This is a genomic window from Bradyrhizobium sp. 192 (genome assembly GCF_023100965.1).
Taxonomy (GTDB): Bacteria; Pseudomonadota; Alphaproteobacteria; order Rhizobiales; family Xanthobacteraceae; genus Bradyrhizobium; species Bradyrhizobium symbiodeficiens.
This window is the reverse complement of the sequence record NZ_CP064690.1, coordinates 5,579,746-5,596,178: the sequence shown is the minus strand read 5'-3', so window position 1 is coordinate 5,596,178 and position 16,433 is coordinate 5,579,746. Positions and strand designations below refer to the sequence as shown.

General features: G+C 64.4%; 18 protein-coding genes, 1 tRNA gene and 1 pseudogene. 12 read left to right on the top strand and 8 right to left on the bottom strand.

The window, feature by feature from the left end:
- Positions 1 to 23 precede the first annotated feature (23 nt).
- The 8 genes from IVB24_RS26055 to IVB24_RS26020 all read left to right on the top strand — a co-directional run bounded on the left by IVB24_RS26055 (position 24) and on the right by IVB24_RS26020 (position 9,206).
- Positions 24 to 1,181: a thiolase domain-containing protein gene (locus IVB24_RS26055; RefSeq protein ID WP_094971963.1), complete on the top strand. Its 1,158-nt coding sequence runs from the start codon at positions 24 to 26 to the stop codon at positions 1,179 to 1,181.
- Positions 1,181 to 1,570 (top strand): OB-fold domain-containing protein, encoded by a 390-nt coding sequence (locus tag IVB24_RS26050; protein ID WP_094971962.1) that lies wholly within the window; start codon positions 1,181 to 1,183, stop codon positions 1,568 to 1,570. The genes IVB24_RS26055 and IVB24_RS26050 overlap by 1 nt, the downstream gene beginning before the upstream one ends.
- A 150-nt stretch (positions 1,571 to 1,720) precedes the next feature.
- Positions 1,721 to 2,581 (top strand): MaoC family dehydratase, encoded by an 861-nt coding sequence (locus IVB24_RS26045; RefSeq protein WP_094971961.1) that lies wholly within the window; start codon positions 1,721 to 1,723, stop codon positions 2,579 to 2,581.
- A gap of 148 nt (positions 2,582 to 2,729) precedes the next feature.
- On the top strand, positions 2,730 to 3,608 hold the full coding sequence (locus IVB24_RS26040; RefSeq protein ID WP_140480170.1) for an SDR family oxidoreductase: 879 nt from the start codon (positions 2,730 to 2,732) through the stop codon (positions 3,606 to 3,608).
- Positions 3,609 to 3,636: 28 nt separating this feature from the next.
- Positions 3,637 to 4,590 carry a dihydrodipicolinate synthase family protein gene (locus tag IVB24_RS26035; protein WP_094971960.1) on the top strand — a complete coding sequence of 318 codons (954 nt, stop codon included), beginning with the start codon at positions 3,637 to 3,639 and terminating at the stop codon, positions 4,588 to 4,590.
- Positions 4,591 to 4,594: 4 nt separating this feature from the next.
- Entirely contained in the window at positions 4,595 to 5,410 is an 816-nt protein-coding gene (locus IVB24_RS26030; protein ID WP_247769530.1) for an NUDIX hydrolase, read from the top strand.
- Positions 5,411 to 5,486: 76 nt separating this feature from the next.
- Complete coding sequence (locus tag IVB24_RS26025) at positions 5,487 to 6,401, top strand: EamA family transporter (RefSeq protein ID WP_247769529.1); 915 nt, start codon at positions 5,487 to 5,489, stop codon at positions 6,399 to 6,401.
- A 117-nt stretch (positions 6,402 to 6,518) separates the two neighbouring features.
- Positions 6,519 to 9,206: a PAS domain S-box protein gene (locus tag IVB24_RS26020; protein ID WP_247769528.1), complete on the top strand. Its 2,688-nt coding sequence runs from the start codon at positions 6,519 to 6,521 to the stop codon at positions 9,204 to 9,206.
- A gap of 113 nt (positions 9,207 to 9,319) precedes the next feature.
- Here the strand turns inward: IVB24_RS26020 and IVB24_RS26015 are convergent, their stop codons facing one another.
- Positions 9,320 to 9,673 carry a GrlR family regulatory protein gene (locus tag IVB24_RS26015; protein WP_166470082.1) on the bottom strand — a complete coding sequence of 118 codons (354 nt, stop codon included), beginning with the start codon at positions 9,671 to 9,673 and terminating at the stop codon, positions 9,320 to 9,322.
- Between the two features lie 247 nt (positions 9,674 to 9,920).
- On the opposite strand from IVB24_RS26015, the pseudogene IVB24_RS26010 reads away from it, so the two are divergent.
- Positions 9,921 to 10,419 (top strand): annotated as a pseudogene (locus IVB24_RS26010) (hypothetical protein).
- 30 nt (positions 10,420 to 10,449) lie between these two features.
- On the opposite strand, the gene IVB24_RS26005 reads toward IVB24_RS26010, so the two are convergent.
- A complete protein-coding gene (locus IVB24_RS26005; protein ID WP_094971955.1) occupies positions 10,450 to 10,833 on the bottom strand; it encodes a VOC family protein in 384 nt (127 codons plus the stop codon).
- 181 nt (positions 10,834 to 11,014) lie between these two features.
- Between IVB24_RS26005 and IVB24_RS26000 the strand changes: the two genes are divergently transcribed.
- The 3 genes from IVB24_RS26000 to IVB24_RS25990 all read left to right on the top strand — a co-directional run bounded on the left by IVB24_RS26000 (position 11,015) and on the right by IVB24_RS25990 (position 12,534).
- A complete protein-coding gene (locus IVB24_RS26000) occupies positions 11,015 to 11,599 on the top strand; it encodes a hypothetical protein (RefSeq protein WP_247769527.1) in 585 nt (194 codons plus the stop codon).
- Between the two features lie 160 nt (positions 11,600 to 11,759).
- Positions 11,760 to 12,302 carry a hypothetical protein gene (locus IVB24_RS25995; protein WP_247769526.1) on the top strand — a complete coding sequence of 181 codons (543 nt, stop codon included), beginning with the start codon at positions 11,760 to 11,762 and terminating at the stop codon, positions 12,300 to 12,302.
- A gap of 155 nt (positions 12,303 to 12,457) precedes the next feature.
- A tRNA-Arg gene (locus IVB24_RS25990) sits at positions 12,458 to 12,534 on the top strand.
- Position 12,535: 1 nt separating this feature from the next.
- Here IVB24_RS25990 and IVB24_RS25985 read toward each other — a convergent pair.
- The 6 genes from IVB24_RS25985 to istB form a co-directional block, all read right to left on the bottom strand.
- A complete protein-coding gene (locus IVB24_RS25985; protein WP_247769525.1) occupies positions 12,536 to 13,843 on the bottom strand; it encodes a hypothetical protein in 1,308 nt (435 codons plus the stop codon).
- A 242-nt stretch (positions 13,844 to 14,085) separates the two neighbouring features.
- A complete protein-coding gene (locus IVB24_RS25980) occupies positions 14,086 to 14,412 on the bottom strand; it encodes a hypothetical protein (RefSeq protein WP_247769524.1) in 327 nt (108 codons plus the stop codon).
- Complete coding sequence (locus IVB24_RS25975; RefSeq protein WP_247769523.1) at positions 14,409 to 14,663, bottom strand: hypothetical protein; 255 nt, start codon at positions 14,661 to 14,663, stop codon at positions 14,409 to 14,411. The genes IVB24_RS25980 and IVB24_RS25975 overlap by 4 nt, the downstream gene beginning before the upstream one ends.
- A gap of 90 nt (positions 14,664 to 14,753) precedes the next feature.
- The gene (locus tag IVB24_RS25970; protein WP_247769522.1) at positions 14,754 to 15,089 is read right to left on the bottom strand and encodes a hypothetical protein; all 336 of its coding nucleotides are present in this window, start codon (positions 15,087 to 15,089) and stop codon (positions 14,754 to 14,756) included.
- 138 nt (positions 15,090 to 15,227) lie between these two features.
- Entirely contained in the window at positions 15,228 to 15,572 is a 345-nt protein-coding gene (locus IVB24_RS25965; RefSeq protein WP_247769521.1) for a hypothetical protein, read from the bottom strand.
- Positions 15,573 to 15,644: 72 nt separating this feature from the next.
- A complete protein-coding gene (istB, locus tag IVB24_RS25960; RefSeq protein ID WP_247769520.1) occupies positions 15,645 to 16,433 on the bottom strand; it encodes an IS21-like element helper ATPase IstB in 789 nt (262 codons plus the stop codon).

Below are 16,433 nucleotides of genomic sequence, written 5' to 3'. Positions count from 1 at the left end.
AAACGCCAGCGGAGACTTCTGTTTTGACCATCAAGGGCAAGGCCTACATTGCCGGGATCTACGAACACCCGACCCGGCATGCGCCGGACAAATCCACCGCCCAGCTCCACGCCGAGGTCGCCAAGGGGGCGATCGAGGATGCCGGGATCAGCAAGGACGATGTCGACGGCTATTTCTGCGCCGGCGATGCGCCCGGCGGCGCCTGGCCGATGGTCGATTATCTCGGTCTCAACACCAAGAAGCTCCGCCACGTCGATTCCACCGAGACCGGCGGCTGTTCCTACATCATCCATCTCGGCCATGCCGCTGAAGCCATCGCGGCCGGCAAGTGCTCGATCGCACTGATCACATTGGCCGGCAAGCCGCGCACCGGCGCGATGCCGCCACGCGCATCCGGCGCCGAGGCCGATTTCGAGTTGGCTTACGGCGCGACCACGCACAATGCCTATGGCATGTGTGCCATGCGCCATATGCACGACTATGGCACCACCAGCGAACAGCTCGCCTGGATCAAGGTCGCGGCCTCGCACCATGCGCAGTACAATCCGCATGCGATGCTCAAGGACGTCGTCACCGTCGAGGACGTCCTGAATTCGCCGATGATCTCCGATCCCCTGCATCGCATGGATTGCTGCGTCGTCTCCGACGGCGGCGGTGCGCTGATCGTGACGACGCCCGAGATTGCCAAGAGCCTGAAGAAGCCGCTGGTCAAGCTGATCGGCCATGGCGAAGCCATGAAGGGCCCGCGTGGCGGCAAGGATCTCGATCTCACGTATTCCGCCGGCATCTGGTCCGGGCCGCGTGCGTTCGAGGAAGCCGGCATCACGCCGCAGGACATCAAATACGCCTCGATCTATGACAGCTTCACCATCACGGTGCTGATGCAGCTCGAGGACCTCGGCTTCTGCAAGAAGGGCGAGGGCGGCAAGTTCGTCGCCGACGGCAACCTCATCTCGGGCGTCGGCAAGCTGCCGTTCAACACCGACGGCGGTGGCCTCTGCAGCAACCATCCCGTCAACCGCGGCGGCATGACCAAGATCATTGAGGCCGTGCGGCAGCTACGCGGCGAGGCGCATCCGAAGGTGCAGGTCAAGAATTGCGATCTCGCCATCGCCCACGGCACCGGCGGCCTTCTGGGTGTTCGCCACGCAGCCTCAACGGCCATTCTGGAGCGCGTGTGATGGTAGATGCAAAGAAATATCCGGCCCCGGTGACGAACCCCGAGACCGCAGCGTTCTGGGATGCGGCGAAAGAGGGCAAGTTCATGATCAAGCGCTGCACCGCGTGCGGCGAAGCCCATTACTTCCCGCGCTCGATCTGCCCGTTCTGCTACTCCGACAAGACGGTGTGGGAGGAAGCCTCGGGCGAGGGCACCATCTACACCTGGAGCCTCATGCGGAAGTCGCCGACCGGTCCTTACGCCATCGGCTACGTCACGCTGAAGGAGGGCCCGTCGGTGCAGACCAATTTCGTCGACTGCGATCTGGAGAAGCTGAAGATCGGCCAGAAGGTGAAGGTAGTGTTCAAGCCGACCGACGGCGCGCCACTGCCGTTCTTCACGGTGGCGTAGGACGGTCCTCATCCTGAGGAGCTTGCGAAGCAAGCGTCTCGAAGGATGGCCACAACAAAGAAGCGTTTCGGGCATCCTCATGGTTCGAGACGGCGCAAGAGCGCCTCCTCACCATGAGGATGAGAACCACCGGGAGGAAACAAAACCAAGATGTCCGCCAGATACGAAGAGCTCAAAGGCCTGAACAACCTCGGCCAGAAATACGCCTACGCCGATCGCGAAGTGATGCTCTATGCCTACGGCATCGGCCTCGGCGCCGATCCGATGGATGAAAAAGAACTCGCCTTCGTCAACGAGGGCACGCTGACGCCGCGGCCGCTCAAGGTGGTGCCGACCTTCGCATCCGTCGCGGCCTGGGGCTCGGGTCCCGGCGAGATGAACCTCAACCGCGTGATGGTGGTCGACGGCGAGCGCGACATCACCTTCCACCAGCCGCTGCCGGTCGCTGCGCACATCACCGCCGACTCCTCCGTGGTCGAGGTCTACGACAAAGGCAAGGACAAGGGCGTCGTCATCGTGCACCAGACCGTGCTGAAGAACGAGAAGGGCGAGAAGCTGGCAACGCTGGTCGCCTCCCGCTTCGCCCGCGGCGACGGCGGCTTCGGCGGGCCGAGCCTGACCCAGCCCGATCCGCACAAGATCCCGTCGCGCGCACCCGACAAGACCATCGACATCACCACGCGTCCCGACCAGGCGCTGGTCTATCGCCTCTGCGGCGATCGCAACCCGCTGCACAGCGATCCGGAGTTTGCGAAGAAGGCCGGCTTCCCGCGCCCGATCCTTCACGGCATGTGCACCTACGGCATCACCTGCCGCGGCGTGCTGCAGACCTATGCCGACTACGACGCTTCCGCGTTCCGCCAGCACGTCGCGCGGTTCTCCTCGCCGGTCTATCCCGGCGAAACCGTGACCATGGACCTCTGGAAGGACGGCAACGTCATCTCGTTCGAGGCCAAGGTGAAGTCGCGCGGCGTCACCGTGATCAAGAACGGCAAGACGGTGCTTGGGTGATGATGCCGCTCGACGCGCTCTGAGTTATCTCGTCATGCCCGGGCTTGTCCCGGGCATCCACGTTCTTCGCGCGGTTGGCGACCAAGTTCGTGGATGGCCGGGACAAGCCCGGCCATGACGGAGCCAAAAGCAACAGGGAGAGGCCACCATGGGATTACTCGATGGCAAGGTTGCGCTGATCACCGGCGCGGGCGGCGGGCTCGGTGAGGCCTACGCAAAGCTGTTCGCGCGGGAAGGCGCCTCGGTCGTCGTCAACGACCTCGGCGGGCCCCGTGACGGCTCCGGAGCCGACAAGTCGATGGCGCAGCTCGTGGTGGACGCGATCACGGCCGAAGGCGGCAGGGCCGTCGCCAACGGCGCCGATATCTCGACCATGGAAGGCGGCCAGTCGGTGTTCGACGACGCCATCAAGCATTTCGGCCGTGCCGACATCCTCGTCAACAATGCCGGCATCCTCCGTGACCAGACCTTTCACAAGGCCTCCGAGGCCGACTGGGACAAGGTCATCAAGGTGCACCTGAAGGGCACCTTTTGTTGCACCATGCCGGTGTTTCGCTGGATGCGGGAAAACGGTGGCGGCGTCATCGTCAACACCGCCTCGACCTCGGGCCTGATCGGCAATTTCGGCCAGACCAATTACGGCGCGGCCAAGGGCGGCATCTGGGGCCTGTCCAACGTGCTGGCGATCGAGGGCCGCAAGTACAACATCCGGATCTGGACGCTCGCTCCGGGCGCCCTGACCCGCATGACCGCAGACCTGCCCCGCTATAAGGAGAACCCGGGCGCCGCGCTGGGGCCGGACGGCATCGCGCCGGCCGTGCTATACATGGTCAGCGACTTGTCGGGCGACCAGACCGGCAAGGTGCTGGGCGTGTCCGGGCCCCGCGGTGTGCGCGAAATGCGGATGATGGAAATGGAAGGCTGGAAACCGCCGCACACGGGCTGGAACGCCCGGGACATCGCCGATCACGCCAAGGAGATCTTCTTCTCCGAGGAGCAGATCAAGATGGGCGCGCGGAGGTTTTAGCCATCGACAGAGAGAAACAAGGAAGACGATGAAACTCACCGCCGACGCCAAGGGCACCTTCGCAATCGCGCCGACGCCGTTCCACGACGATGGCCGGATCGACGAGCGCTCGATCGACCGCCTCACCGATTTCTACGAGGAAGTCGGCTGCGACGGCGTCACGGTGCTGGGCATCCTCGGCGAGGCGCCGAAGCTCGATGCCACTGAAGCCGAGCAGGTCGCGGTGCGCTTCGTCAAGCGCGCGAAGAAGATGCAGGTGATCGTCGGCGTCTCCGCGCCGGGCTTTGCCACCATGCGCTCGCTGGCGAAAGCTTCGATGGACGCTGGTGCTGCCGGCGTGATGATCGCGCCGCCGCCATCCTTGCGCACCGACGACCAGATCACCGGCTATTTCAAGCAGGCGGCCGAGGCGATCGGCCCCGATATTCCCTGGGTGCTGCAGGACTATCCGCTGACGCTCTCGGTGGTGTTCACCCCCGCCGTGATCCGCAAGATCGTCATGGACAATCCGAACTGCGTGATGCTCAAGCATGAGGACTGGCCGGGTCTGGAGAAGATCACGACCCTGCGGGGCTTCCAGAAGGACGGCTCGCTCCGTCCGCTTTCGATTCTGTGCGGCAACGGCGGCACGTTCCTGGATTTCGAGATGGAGCGCGGCGCCGACGGCGCCATGACCGGCTACGCCTTCCCGGAGCTTCTGATCGACGTCGTGAACCTCTCCAAGGCCGGCAAGCGCGACGCCGCGCACGATCTGTTCGACGCGCATCTGCCGCTGATCCGTTACGAGCAGCAGCCCGGCGTCGGCCTGACCATCCGCAAATACGTGCTGCAGAAGCGCGGCATCATCGCCTCCAGTGCCCAGCGCAAGCCGGGCGCGACCATCACGGCGACGGCGAAGGCGGAGGTCGAGTACCTGCTGTCGCGCGTTGCCCGGGTCGACAAGCGCGCCAATCTCGGCCCGCAATCCAGCGCCGCAGGTTAGTTGCATGGCCGAGACATCAGCATCACGCCCGGCCTCGACGATCCTCCTGCTGCGCGACGGCGGGAAGGCCGACGGCATGGGCCGCGGCGAGATTGAGGTCTTCATGATGGTCCGCCATCATCAGATCGAGTTCAACTCGGGCGCGCTGGTGTTTCCCGGCGGCAGCGTCGACGCCGGCGACAACGAGATCGTCGCGCGCACCGACCTGTATTCGGGCGGCGAGGGTCTCAGCGAAGCGGATCGTGGTTTTCGCATCGCCGCGATTCGCGAGACCTTTGAGGAGAGCGGCATCTTGCTGGCGCGCGCGAAGGGCACGGGCACGCCTGTTGATGCCAAGCGTGCCGGCGAGCTTGCAGATAGCCATCGCATCGCGCTCAACGAGCACAAGATCAGCTTCCTGAAAATTCTCGATGACAACGGCCTCCAGCTCGCGCTCGACACGCTCGTTCCCTACGCGCACTGGATCACGCCGGAGGGCATGCCCAAGCGGTTCGATACCTGGTTCTTCCTCGCCGCGGCGCCCCCCGATCAGCTCGGCGCCCATGACGGCCGGGAGTCCACCGACTCGATCTGGGTCTCGCCGCGCGAGGCCGTGGAGGGCGGCGAGAGCGGCCGCTTCAAATTGCCGTTCCCGACCACGCGCAATCTGCTCCGCCTCGCCAAGCAGGGCAGCGTGGGCGCCGCGCTGGACCATGCCAAGGGCCTATCGATCGTCACGGTGATGCCGGTCATGACCAAGACCGAAACCGGCCGCCAGCTGCGCATCCCCCGCGAGGCCGGCTATGACGGCGAGGTGTTCGAGGTCGGGGCGGTGGGCTAAGACACTTCGACGCCAGCCGAAGTATTGAGGCCCGCGATCGCGCTAGGTTCCGTCCACAAGGAAGGACGGAGCGGCCATGGACACAAGGCAGGACACCAACATCGCCGTCGAGCTCGCGCTCCTCGTCGCCCTCGCAACGCTCTGGGGCGGCTCATACACCTTCATCAAGCTCGGCGTCGCCACCATTCCGCCGATCACGCTGATCGCGGCGCGGACTACGATCGCGGGCCTCCTGTTGCTCGTCGTGATGTGGGCGCGCGGCATCAGGATGCCCACGGACGCAGCGACCTGGCAGCGCTTCGCCTTCCAGGCCGTGCTCAACAGCGTCATCCCCTGGACGCTGATCGCCTGGGGCGAGCGCCATGTTGACGCCGCGCTCGCCACCATCCTCAACTCGGCCGGCCCGATCTTCACCTTCCTGCTCACGGCCGTGGTGACGCGTCACGAGACGACCACATCGCGAAAGCTGTTGGGCGTGGTTGCCGGCATGGCCGGCATCCTGCTGATCGTCGGCGCCGATGCCTTCCACGACATCGGTAGCGGCCTCCTTGCGGAGGCGGCCATCGTCGCCGCCACGATCTGCTATGCCTGCGCAGCGATCTTCGGCCGCAGTTTCAAAGGCCTCGATCCGATGGTGCCCGCGGCCGGCTCGCTGCTGGCGGGGGCGGCGGTCCTGATCCCGGCCTCGCTCGTGGTCGAGCAGCCCTGGACGCTGTCGCCGTCGCAAAGTTCAGTGCTGGCATTGCTCGCGCTCGCCGTATTCTCGACGGCCGCGGCATTCGCGATCTACTTCCGCCTGATCCAGACCCTGGGGTCGGTCGGCACCACGGCGCAGGCCTATCTGCGGGTGCCGATCGGGGTCGCCATCAGCGTCGCCTTCCTCGGCGAGAGCCTGAGCCGGACCGCCTGGATCGGGCTTGCCTGCGTCGTCTTCGGCGTCGCCGCCATGACGATTCCGGCCCGGCAGCAGGCGAGCGTCAAACCGTCATAGATCGGGGAAGGGGCTCCGAAGCCCCATATTAAGGATAATCGGCGGCCCGAGGCATGTTTCCCCGGGGCGGCAATACGTCGTATATTGGGGCTCCAGTATCCCGGTCCTCACAGCCCAATGTCCGCCGAATTGACGCCGACCCCTGAGAAAAAGCGAATATTCTCGCTCTCCATCGGCCAGCTCACTTTCGGCAGCTTCCTGTTGGTGCTGGCGGTGATCATCGTCACGTCGGCCGCGAGCGTAATCGCGATCCGGCACATCGACACGACCTTCGCCGAGCTGCAGCGGCTCCAGAGCGTCGGCGACCTCGCCGAGGACATCGACCGCCGCATGAACGAGCTGCGCCTTGCCGCGCGCGACTTCGTTACAGATCCGGGCGCCGGCATCCAGTTCAAGCAGGTGGGCGAGGCGGCCTCGACGCTCAGCGACATCCTGAAGAAGACGCGCATCGAGCTCGCGCCCGAGCAGCAGGACATGATCGACGGGGTCACCGAGCGGCTTGCGACCTATCGGAACGGCCTCGAGCGGATCTCGACCCTGATCGATCGCCGCGCCCAGCTGCTCGGCGGCCTGCCGCCGCTGCGCGAACAGTTCGATCTGGCCGTCTCCGGCACCGCCGACCGTGAGCTGGCCTCGCGCCTGTCGGAGGCGCAGAGCCGGATCGCGCTCGGGCTGCTCGCGCGCAACCCGTCCGCGGCGGAGCAGGCCGCGCAGAGCATGCGGGCCCTGAACATTGGCGATGCCGGGCTGAGATCGGCGGTGAACGGTTATGCCGAGGCCATCATGGCCGTGGCGGTTCGCGAGCGGCAGATCGCCGACATCGACCGCGAGGTGCTGGGGACCGAGGGCCGGCTGATCGGCCGCGTCACCGAATTGCTGCGCGAGGTCAGTGCCCGGCGCGGCCACGTGCTGTCGCGCGACTTTGCCCGGACGCTGACGGAAGCGCGATGGCAGAGCATCGTGCTCGGTACCATCGGCGTGCTGATCGGCATCGGCGCTGCCTTGTTCGTGGTGCGCAGGACGGTGCGTCCGCTCGCCCAGATCGCACGCTCGATTCGCGCGCTTGCGGCCGGTCGTAAGGACACCTCGATCCCGTCCGCCGACCTCGACAACGAGATCGGTGACATCGCCCGCGCCGCCGAAGTATTCCGCCGCGCGCTGGAGGAGGCCGACACGGCGCGCGAGGCGGCGGTGCGCGCGCTCACCGAGCAGCGCCTCGCCGAGGAGAGCTACCGGAAACTGTTCGAGGGCTCGGTCGACGGCATCTACGTCACGACGCCGGCCGGCGATCTCCTCAACGCCAATCCGGCGCTGGCGCGGATGATGGGCTATGACAGCCCGGAGCAGCTGATCGACAGCATCAACGACATCGCCCACACCATCTACGTCCACCCCGAGGCGCGCGTCGAATACCAGCGGCTGATGACGCGCGACGGCATGGTACGCGAGTTCGAATACCAGGTTCGCCAGCGCAGCGGCGACATCCTGTGGCTCTCCGACAGCGCCACCGGCGTGCGCGACGAGGCGGGCAACATCGTGCGCTATGAGGGCACGCTGCGCGACATCACCGACCAGAAGCGGGCGGAGGACGCCATCGCCGAAGGCCGGCGCCTGCTGCAACAGGTCATCGACACCGTGCCCGCGGTCATCAACGTCAAGGACCGCGACCTGCGCTACGTGCTGATGAACCGCTACATGGCCGGCATCTTCGGCATCGAGCCCGGCGACGCGCTCGGCCGCACCACCGCCGATCTGATGTCGCGCTACGGCGCGGCCAAGACCGACGAGAACGACAAGCGCGTGCTCAATCTCCGCAGGGGCCTCGGCTTCTACGAGGAGGAGTACAAGGATTCCTCCGGCAACATGCGGCAATGGCTGGTCAACAAGCTGCCGCTGCTCGATGCCGAGGGTGAGATCGAGCGGATCGTCACCGTGGCGCTCGATATCGGCGAGCGCAAGCGTGGCGAGCAGGAGATGCGCAAGGCCAAGGAATCCGCCGAGACCGCGCTGCGCAATCTGCGCGAGACCCAGGCCTCGCTGATCGAGGCCGAGAAGCTTGCCGCGCTCGGGCGGCTCGTTGCCGGCGTCGCTCACGAGGTCAACAACCCCGTCGGCATCAGCCTCACGGTCGCCTCCGCGCTGGAGCGCAAGACGGCGCTTTTCACCGCCGAGGTCGAGCGCGGCGAGCTGCGCCGCTCCTCGCTCAACGACTTCCTCAGCACCAGCCGCGACGCGTCCTCGCAGCTCGTCTCCAATCTCAACCGCGCCGCCGAGCTGATCCAGTCGTTCAAGCAGGTCGCCGCCGACCGCAACTATTCGGACCAGCGCAGCTTCGATCTCGGAGACCTCACCGAGCAGGTGGTGATGAGTCTGAGGCCGGGCCTGCGCAAGCACAATCTGACGCTCAACGTCGAGTGCCAGCCCGACCTGACGATGAACAGCTATCCGGGCCCGTACGGTCAGGTGCTGACCAATCTGTTTCTCAATTCGGTGGCGCACGCCTTCCCGGACGGGCGGCCGGGGACCATCGACATCCAGGTGCGGGAGTCCGGCAAGGACAATGTCGAGATCCTCTTCGCAGACAATGGCTGCGGCATGTCGCTCGACGTCCGTCGCCGTGCCTTCGATCCGTTCTTCACGACGCGGCGCGACCAGGGCGGCACGGGCCTTGGTTTGCACATCGTCTACAGCATCGTCACCAACCGGCTCGGCGGGCGGCTCGATCTCGATTCCGAACCGGGGAGCGGCACCCGCATCCAGATCATCCTGCCGCGAACTGCGCCGCTGGAGCAGGCCGCGGAATAACAGCGTTTTCGAGCGAAGTGGTTGCCGGTCCGCGTCAAGAAAACGCGTCAAACAAAAAACGTGTCAAACAAAATGTAGAGCCCCGTTCCGATAGCATCGGAACGGAATCGGCTCTAATCGATGTCCGCGAGCTTTTGCAGGGTCGCGCCGAAAATCTGGCTGGCCTTGCCGACCAGCGCGGTACCGGTCATCTCCCCGCGCGTCTCCGTGAAGGTGCCGGTGACGCCGATGCCGACCGGGGCAGGGCCGCCGAACAGCGGATTGTCGTCGCCTCGCGGGGAGGTGTGGCGTTGCACCAGCACTTCGCCTTTGAAGGTGTTGTTGTCCTTCACGACGTAGCTGCCGGTGTAATAGAGGTAGGCATCGCCGCCGAGGATCTTGCCGTCGCGAAAAAGGATCACGCCGCTGCCCTTGCCGGCCCGACCATCGAGCAGGGTCACGTGAATCGAATAGAGACCGTTTTTCATAACGTTCCGCGGGCCGGCCGCCATCGCCCAATGGCGTAACCGGTCCGGCTTTTATGCCAAAGCGTATCGCCCCGCGCAACGCGGCAGTTTGCCGGCGGCCACGGGAAGTTGCCGCCGCGAGCCGTAGTTGTCCCGGCTTGTGCGTGACGCCGTCATGACGGGGTGAGGCCGATCGTCTGCGGATCAGGGTTGGCCCGCGAAATGCATGACAATTGTTGCACTGGCCGCGGAGTGCTGGAGCAAGATGATGAGCAACTGGATCGATTCCGGCGGCGACGAGCCGCGTCTGTACAGTGCGCGTCCCACCAATTGCAAAAGCGAACGACGGCGTTCCGGCAGCGCAACACGCTGGCGAAGCGTGACGAGGCTGGCAGGTGCCCTGGTCCTGATTGCGTTCGCGGCACCCTTCGGGCACGCGCGCGACCGCGGCCAGTTCGCCAACAGCAATGCCGATCTGAAGGCCTGGTTCGACGGCCTGCGCAGCGGCAAGGGGCCGTGCTGCTCCGATGCCGACGGTTCGGCGCTCCTCGGACACCGACTGGGACAGCAAGGACGGGCACTATCGTGTCCGCCTCCCACGCTATGCCTCAGGGCTTGAAGGGCGGCCGCAGGAGCTCGTCTGGGTCGAGGTGCCTGAAGAGGCCGTGATCTCCGAGCCCAACCGGGTGGGGCGCACCATGGTATGGCCGATCTACGGCTATATGGGCGTCAGCATCCGCTGCTTCATGCCCGGCAGCATGACTTAGCCGCGCATCGTCCGGTGGGCTTGCGCCGGTTCAGGTATATTTCTTGTCGCGCTCGAGCAGCTCGATGGAGATGCCTTCGGGGCCGCGGATGAAGCAGATGCGCACGCCGGGCCGGATCGTGGTCGGTTCGCGCGTGAAGGTGACGCCCTTGGCCTTGATCTCGGCTGCAACGGCATCGATGTCCTTCACCGCCAGGCCGAAATGGTCGAGCCCCTGATGCGGGTGCGGCGGCGGCGGGTTGACGGCGTTGTCGCCCTCGAGCGGCGCGATGAAGATCCTGGCACCGCCAAGGTTTACCTCGATCCGCCCCGGCGCACCAACGATCTCGCCACCGAGGATATCGCGCAGCCAGGCCGCCGTGGCCTCCGGATCGGGGCTGCGCAGATGGACGTGATCCCAAGTGACGACTGGCATTTCAGTTTCTCCCGACGGGCCTTCGCGATGTTGCAGCGCATGTTAGCGGCCGCAGGCGGAGATCGCCACCGTCCTTGCCGATTCGCCACTACGCGGGAACCTTAGGTCGTCTTCCGGATTAAGGTAAGGCCGTGGCCCAATCCGTCGTTGACGAGCTTCGGCCGCGATCGGTGATGCAACCATGAACGCCAGGCTCGACCGGATCGGATTAGGGCGCTTCGCCGGGACCGGCGAGCGACTGGCGCGGATCATAACGATCGCGAGCGTCTCGTTTGGCCGCAGCCTTCTTTGGTTGCTGGCGGCCATCATCGTCGGCTGCGGCGCCTGGATGCTGCTGCCCCTGTCCAAGGGCAATAGTGCTGAGCCCGCGAAGGCGGAGTTGGCGGCCGTCGAGGCAGCTCCTTCAGCCGATGCGGCCGCAGCGGTGTCGCCGGTCTCGGAAGCCCCGGCAGCGGCCAAGTCACCTGTCGTGGCAGAACTCGGTCGTCTCAGGATTTCATCGCAGACCTGGCGCCGCGGAGGCCTTGGCTCGAGAGCCCTGGTGACGTTCACGCTGCGAAACGACAATGACTATGCCGTAAAAGATGTCGAGATCGTCTGCGCCTTTGCGCGGCGCGACGGCAGTCATCTCACCGACCGCAGCCGTGTGCTGGCGGATCCAGTCAGCATGAAGAGCCGCAAGACCTTTGCGCGTGTCCCCGTCGGCTTCGTCAACGTGAACGCCGATCAGGCAAAATGTTCGCTGGTTGCCGCACGCCGCGCATAGCGGTGGCACGTTCCGGTAGCGGAAAAGTTACCCTCTTTGGTCCTTGGCAAAAAAACCTCGCGTCGCCATTTGAACCGAACGGCTGGGCCAGGAACCAATTAGCAGATCGCCTGTTGAGGCGTAGAGCCCACGCGCGGATGCGGGGGGCGGAGCGCGGCAGATGCCCATCCTTCGGTATTTCGTCTTTGTTGGTGGAGCCCTGCTCGCACTGCTTTTCGCGGCGAATTTCGTTTACCCGGCGGTGCCCGTGGCGCAGGCCGTTGCGACCGCAAGCAACGATCAGCCCCTGATCCGAATCCGGTCCGATCGGCACCTGCCTGAGCGCGTCGTCCTCGACACCAGCCAGCCGACGATTGCCGCGCCAGCGGTGAAGACCGCTGCTGTCGTTTCACCCCAACCGCCGGTGCAGGACAGCACGTCGGCAGCGCTTGCCGAAATATCGGCCAAGGCGCGGGTGCGCGACACGTTCGCCCAGTTCACGCCGCCGCTGAGGACGGATACCGCCGCCACGGGGAAGCCCGAAGCCAAGCCGCAGGCCGCTCAGGCTCAGACATCCCAAGGGCGCGTTTCCACTCAGGCTTCTCCGGTCCAGGCGCAGCCCAAGCGCAAAGTCGCCAGGACGCGTCCGGCACCGCAGCAGGGGCGACCGATGATGTTGGTCGCCCAGCAGCCCCATTTCGGGCTCTTCGACACGACCTGGTGAGAGCATCTCCGACCCGCCTCGAAACCGAGCGGGGAGGGCTTTTTATTGGTCGGTCTCTCTGCTAATTCGAATCCATCCGAACCGCCGTCCGGTGTGCTGGCTCGTCAGCCCAGGTCCGGCAAGTCTCGGTTTACGGCCCGGTACCCCGGGCCAGGGCGCTCGTAGCTCAGCTGGATAGAGCATCGGATTTCGATTCCGAGGGCCGGAGGTTCGAATCCTTCCGAGCGCGCCATTTAACCGCTTGCATTTGCTGCGCTCTTTGGCTCGGGCTGATTTTCATTCTGAACGCCTTCCGGTGCTCCATTCTGAATAGATGTCGCTAGTTTGTTCGCCAAGACGTGCGCGTGGCGCTTCCGTGTTGCCGAGAGCATCCGCTTTGTCGATCGCTTGGCATAGCCTTCGTAAGACTGTTGCGTCTTGTGGGTGGACAGAGCCCGGCCTTGGCCGTCCGTCAACTCCGCTTCCTCCAGCTCGGTCATTCCCCCATGCCGGCACGCGTCCAGTGTGAAATGAGCGGGAACGCCCTCGATCGATTTCCGTAGCCGGGTGACAACGTGATTGAGGGATGAATAGCGCCATGGGCGGGCCTTGCCGTCTCCGATGTCCATCAGGACCATGGCGAGGCCGCGCCTGGGGAGCCTTGCCAAGACCTCTTCGGCGTCGGCATAGAATAGCCGGACCTCGCCCGTGTCCTCGTCCGTCTCCTCCAGCGGGTGGGGCGCGATCGTCCCTGTCTTGTGGTGCGCTACCTTAATGATCGACGGCGCCGATGGGGCTCGGTAATCGGCCCATGTGATGTATCCGGCAACGACGTTCTCCGGCCGCTGGAGCCATTCAAAGCAGATCACGGCAGTAGCGGCAGCCTCGGGATACCCTTTGTCGATCGCGCCCCATGCGAACGCATAGACCTCCTCTCGCGTGACAGCCGGCTTTTTCGCTTTCGCCCGAACCTTTAGGGTAACGCCATCCCAGGGGAACGGAAGGTCAGCCGGAAACTCTGCGGGATAAAGCCGATGCACGACGCGCCACGCCTTCCGGCATAGCCCCACAAGCTTTTCTCCCGTGCGCAATCGCTGCTTTCCTTCCGGGAGCTTCTTTCCCTTCCCAGCAAGAAACATCGCATAGAGCTTATCCGCTGCTCGCGGGCTGATCGTCTTGACGAGGCGGTCCCCAACCCGATCGCCGGATTTAGTACGGACGTTGCAAACCTCGTCCATCGCCCATTCGTAATCAGATCGGGAGCGCGCCGCGACCTTTTCGAGATAGGCCGCGCTGGCCTTGTACTCGCGGAACAGCCAATCAACGGAGCCGTATTTCGGCGCGTTGACGCCGCTGATCGGAAGTCCCTTCCTGGCTTGGTCCCATTCGTCAAACTGCTCGTTCAGCACCTTGGCGCGACCGTGCATTTTGCCATAGTCGGTCCCAAGCGGCTCGTTCGAAACCGGGCATTTTAGCGGGCGATATTTTGTCGGCACATTGTAGTAATACGCAGTCGCCCCGCTGGCGAGGCGCTTGGGGATAACGTGCCGCGGCAGCTCCACGCTCACAGATCCTCTGCGAGATCGCCTTGCGCGATGCTCGGGGCTATTGCCCTGTCCAGATCGTCCCTCAACCATAGCCGTCTACGCCCTTCCGCCACTCGCGGCTGAGGATACTCTTTGCCAACCCGCTTTAGGAAGTCCTCCGCCGTCCGCTCGCCGCAGTAGCCGGCCGCGAGCTCGGCAGCCATTCGCCTGGGCCAAGACCCCGCCGGGATTGCTGACGGCTTGCTCATGCCGGCGCCCTAGTGCGCGGTCGACGGGGCGGCGTCGTCGCCGTGCAGCGCCGACAACGCCATGGCCTGTTCAAGATTCTCGCAGGGTATCGCCGTCAGCTTGTACGGCGTCGGATCCCCGGTGAAGGATCGCCGCACAAGATCGGTCCCCTTGACGATCCGGAGACCGATTCCGTTCTGGCTCCTGCGGTCCTGCCAAATGCAGACTGCAACATCATGGCTCCGCATCAGTTGCAGAACCGGCGCCAGACTGCCGTCCATCAGGGCTCTGTTGGCATTCGCCAGCGCGACGAGCTGATCCAGCTTGCCGACGTCGACGCAAATATTTCCCTTCATTGTTCGCCCCTGTAGTGCGCGTAATATGCCTTCTTCAAATCCTGGATCATGTTGCAGGCGTGAAAGACCGCAAAGACAACTTCATCCGGATACTGGCGCCGGTCGCTCCCGGAGAGCAGTTGAGCCGCAATCTTCGCCATATTGGCACAGTCGCAAACCTTGTCCTCCAGCTCTTGGAATGCCGAGGCAAATTCTTCGGTGGTTGGCGGCGCCACGTTGGCGCCGGTTTCAGTGTGTGGCAGTTGCAGCATTTCAGATCCTCTCACGCCCCGCAGGCGATTGCAGACCAAACGGAAAACATCAAAATGAAACAGGAGAGGGCGGCGAAGGCCGCCAGCTCCTCAATGACCAAGCGCAGCACGGCACTCCTCCGAAGTCCGATAGCTGGCGCGGTGGCCGAAATGATCGGCAAGGCTGCCCGCGAAAAACGCAACGAACGTCTTTTCCTCCGGAAGCAGATCCTCCCCGTTTCGCAGCCCGTAGAGTGAGCGAAGAACGGCGGTCATTGCACGGGCCTCGTTCTCGGTGATAGGATCGGCGCCGTTGGATTGGTGCGGGTTCAGCGCCACGAGCTTCATGAGTATTCGACGGGCGCGAAACGTCTGCCGTCCGGTCCCGGCAAATTCATTGTCCCCGGTCGGATCGGCGTCAAAACCGGCATCGTAAGAGGCGAGCAATTGGCAATACTTGACGCAAAGCGAAATGATGGCGGACTGACGATCTTGCGCCTTGCCGGCAATCTTCGCGGACGCTGCCGGCGCCTTGCGGCGCTCGGCAAGATGGATGACGGGCGGGTTTGTCATGTTGCGCGCCCCTCAGTTCAGGCCGTGTTCGGCAAGGACGGCGGCGGCAACGGCCATCATCTGCTTTAGATCGCCCTCGGTGGGCGTGAAGAACACGCCGCGCATTTCGGTGCGACCGGCATAGGCCAGCCACTCCGTGACCTCCGCAATGCTCTGCGGCCGATAATTGACGATATCGGCTTCGGCCACGCTCCAGGCCCGATGCGCCTTGCTCAGCATCCGCTTGGCGTGGACGAGGCCTCGCGGCCTCTTGCTGTTGTAGGCTCCCTCCAGAACGTCCCATTCGGCCAGAAGGGCTGCATAGCGCTCATTGACGGCAGCGCGGGCCTCGGCACTCTCGGCGCCCTTGAGTGTCAATCGGCGTTTGACTGGGACCCCCTATCGGCATCCAAAATGGACCCCTTTGATCGGCGTGCTCTGCTGGTAGCGCTACGGGTCGTCGGAGCTGGTCGGGGTTGCGGAGACGGCGCGAGCGCGGGTTGTTTGAACATCGTCGCGGCTTTTGAATCGCCAGCTGTCGTTGCCGGTCTCGACGATGTCGCAGTGATGGGTCAATCGGTCGAGTAGCGCGGCGGTCATTTTGGCATCGCCGAACACGCTCGGCCATTCGCCGAACGCAAGATTGGTGGTCACGATGACGGAGGCGCGCTCATAGAGCCGGCTGACGAGATGGAACAGAAGCTGGCCACCGGACTGGGCGAAGGGCAAATAGCCGAGTTCATCCAGCACGATGAAGTTCATCCGGGTCAGATGCTCGGCGAGCCGTCCTTGCCGTCCGTTGCGGGTCTCGGTCTCGAGGCGATTGACGAGGTCGACGACGTTGAAGAAGCGGCCGCGGGCACCGGATCGGATGCAGCTTCTTGCAATTGCAATGGCCAGGTGGGTTTTGCCGGTGCCAGTGCCGCCAACCAGCACGACGTTGCGTTGCTGGGCGATGAAGCCGCCGCCAGCGAGATCATTGACGAGAGTCTGATTGATCGGCGTGCCGTCGAACTGAAAGTCGGCGATGTCCTTGGCAAGCGGCAGCTTGGCAATGGTGAGCTGATATTTGATCGACCTGGCTTGCTTCTCGTTGATCTCGGCGTTGAGCAGATCGCCGACAATGCGCTGAGGTTCGTGCTGGCGCTTGACGGCAGTTGCCATGATCTCGTCGAAGGCAGCCTTCATGCCGTAGAGCTTGAGTTCGCCCATGAGGTCGAAGATTTGGGTTCGTTCCAT

What these genes read in the sequence shown, in the direction of transcription:
- IVB24_RS26050 (WP_094971962.1), top strand. Translation starts at nt 1,181, where the DNA reads ATGGTAGATGCAAAGAAATATCCGGCCCCGGTGACGAACCCCGAGACC.
- IVB24_RS26045 (WP_094971961.1), top strand. Translation starts at nt 1,721, where the DNA reads ATGTCCGCCAGATACGAAGAGCTCAAAGGCCTGAACAACCTCGGCCAG.
- IVB24_RS26040 (WP_140480170.1), top strand. Translation starts at nt 2,730, where the DNA reads ATGGGATTACTCGATGGCAAGGTTGCGCTGATCACCGGCGCGGGCGGC.
- IVB24_RS26035 (WP_094971960.1), top strand. Translation starts at nt 3,637, where the DNA reads ATGAAACTCACCGCCGACGCCAAGGGCACCTTCGCAATCGCGCCGACG.
- IVB24_RS26030 (WP_247769530.1), top strand. Translation starts at nt 4,595, where the DNA reads ATGGCCGAGACATCAGCATCACGCCCGGCCTCGACGATCCTCCTGCTG.
- IVB24_RS26025 (WP_247769529.1), top strand. Translation starts at nt 5,487, where the DNA reads ATGGACACAAGGCAGGACACCAACATCGCCGTCGAGCTCGCGCTCCTC.
- IVB24_RS26020 (WP_247769528.1), top strand. Translation starts at nt 6,519, where the DNA reads ATGTCCGCCGAATTGACGCCGACCCCTGAGAAAAAGCGAATATTCTCG.
- IVB24_RS26015 (WP_166470082.1), bottom strand. Translation starts at nt 9,673, where the DNA reads ATGAAAAACGGTCTCTATTCGATTCACGTGACCCTGCTCGATGGTCGG.
- IVB24_RS26005 (WP_094971955.1), bottom strand. Translation starts at nt 10,833, where the DNA reads ATGCCAGTCGTCACTTGGGATCACGTCCATCTGCGCAGCCCCGATCCG.
- IVB24_RS26000 (WP_247769527.1), top strand. Translation starts at nt 11,015, where the DNA reads ATGAACGCCAGGCTCGACCGGATCGGATTAGGGCGCTTCGCCGGGACC.
- IVB24_RS25995 (WP_247769526.1), top strand. Translation starts at nt 11,760, where the DNA reads ATGCCCATCCTTCGGTATTTCGTCTTTGTTGGTGGAGCCCTGCTCGCA.
- IVB24_RS25980 (WP_247769524.1), bottom strand. Translation starts at nt 14,412, where the DNA reads ATGAAGGGAAATATTTGCGTCGACGTCGGCAAGCTGGATCAGCTCGTC.
- IVB24_RS25975 (WP_247769523.1), bottom strand. Translation starts at nt 14,663, where the DNA reads ATGCTGCAACTGCCACACACTGAAACCGGCGCCAACGTGGCGCCGCCA.
- istB (WP_247769520.1), bottom strand. Translation starts at nt 16,433, where the DNA reads ATGGAACGAACCCAAATCTTCGACCTCATGGGCGAACTCAAGCTCTAC.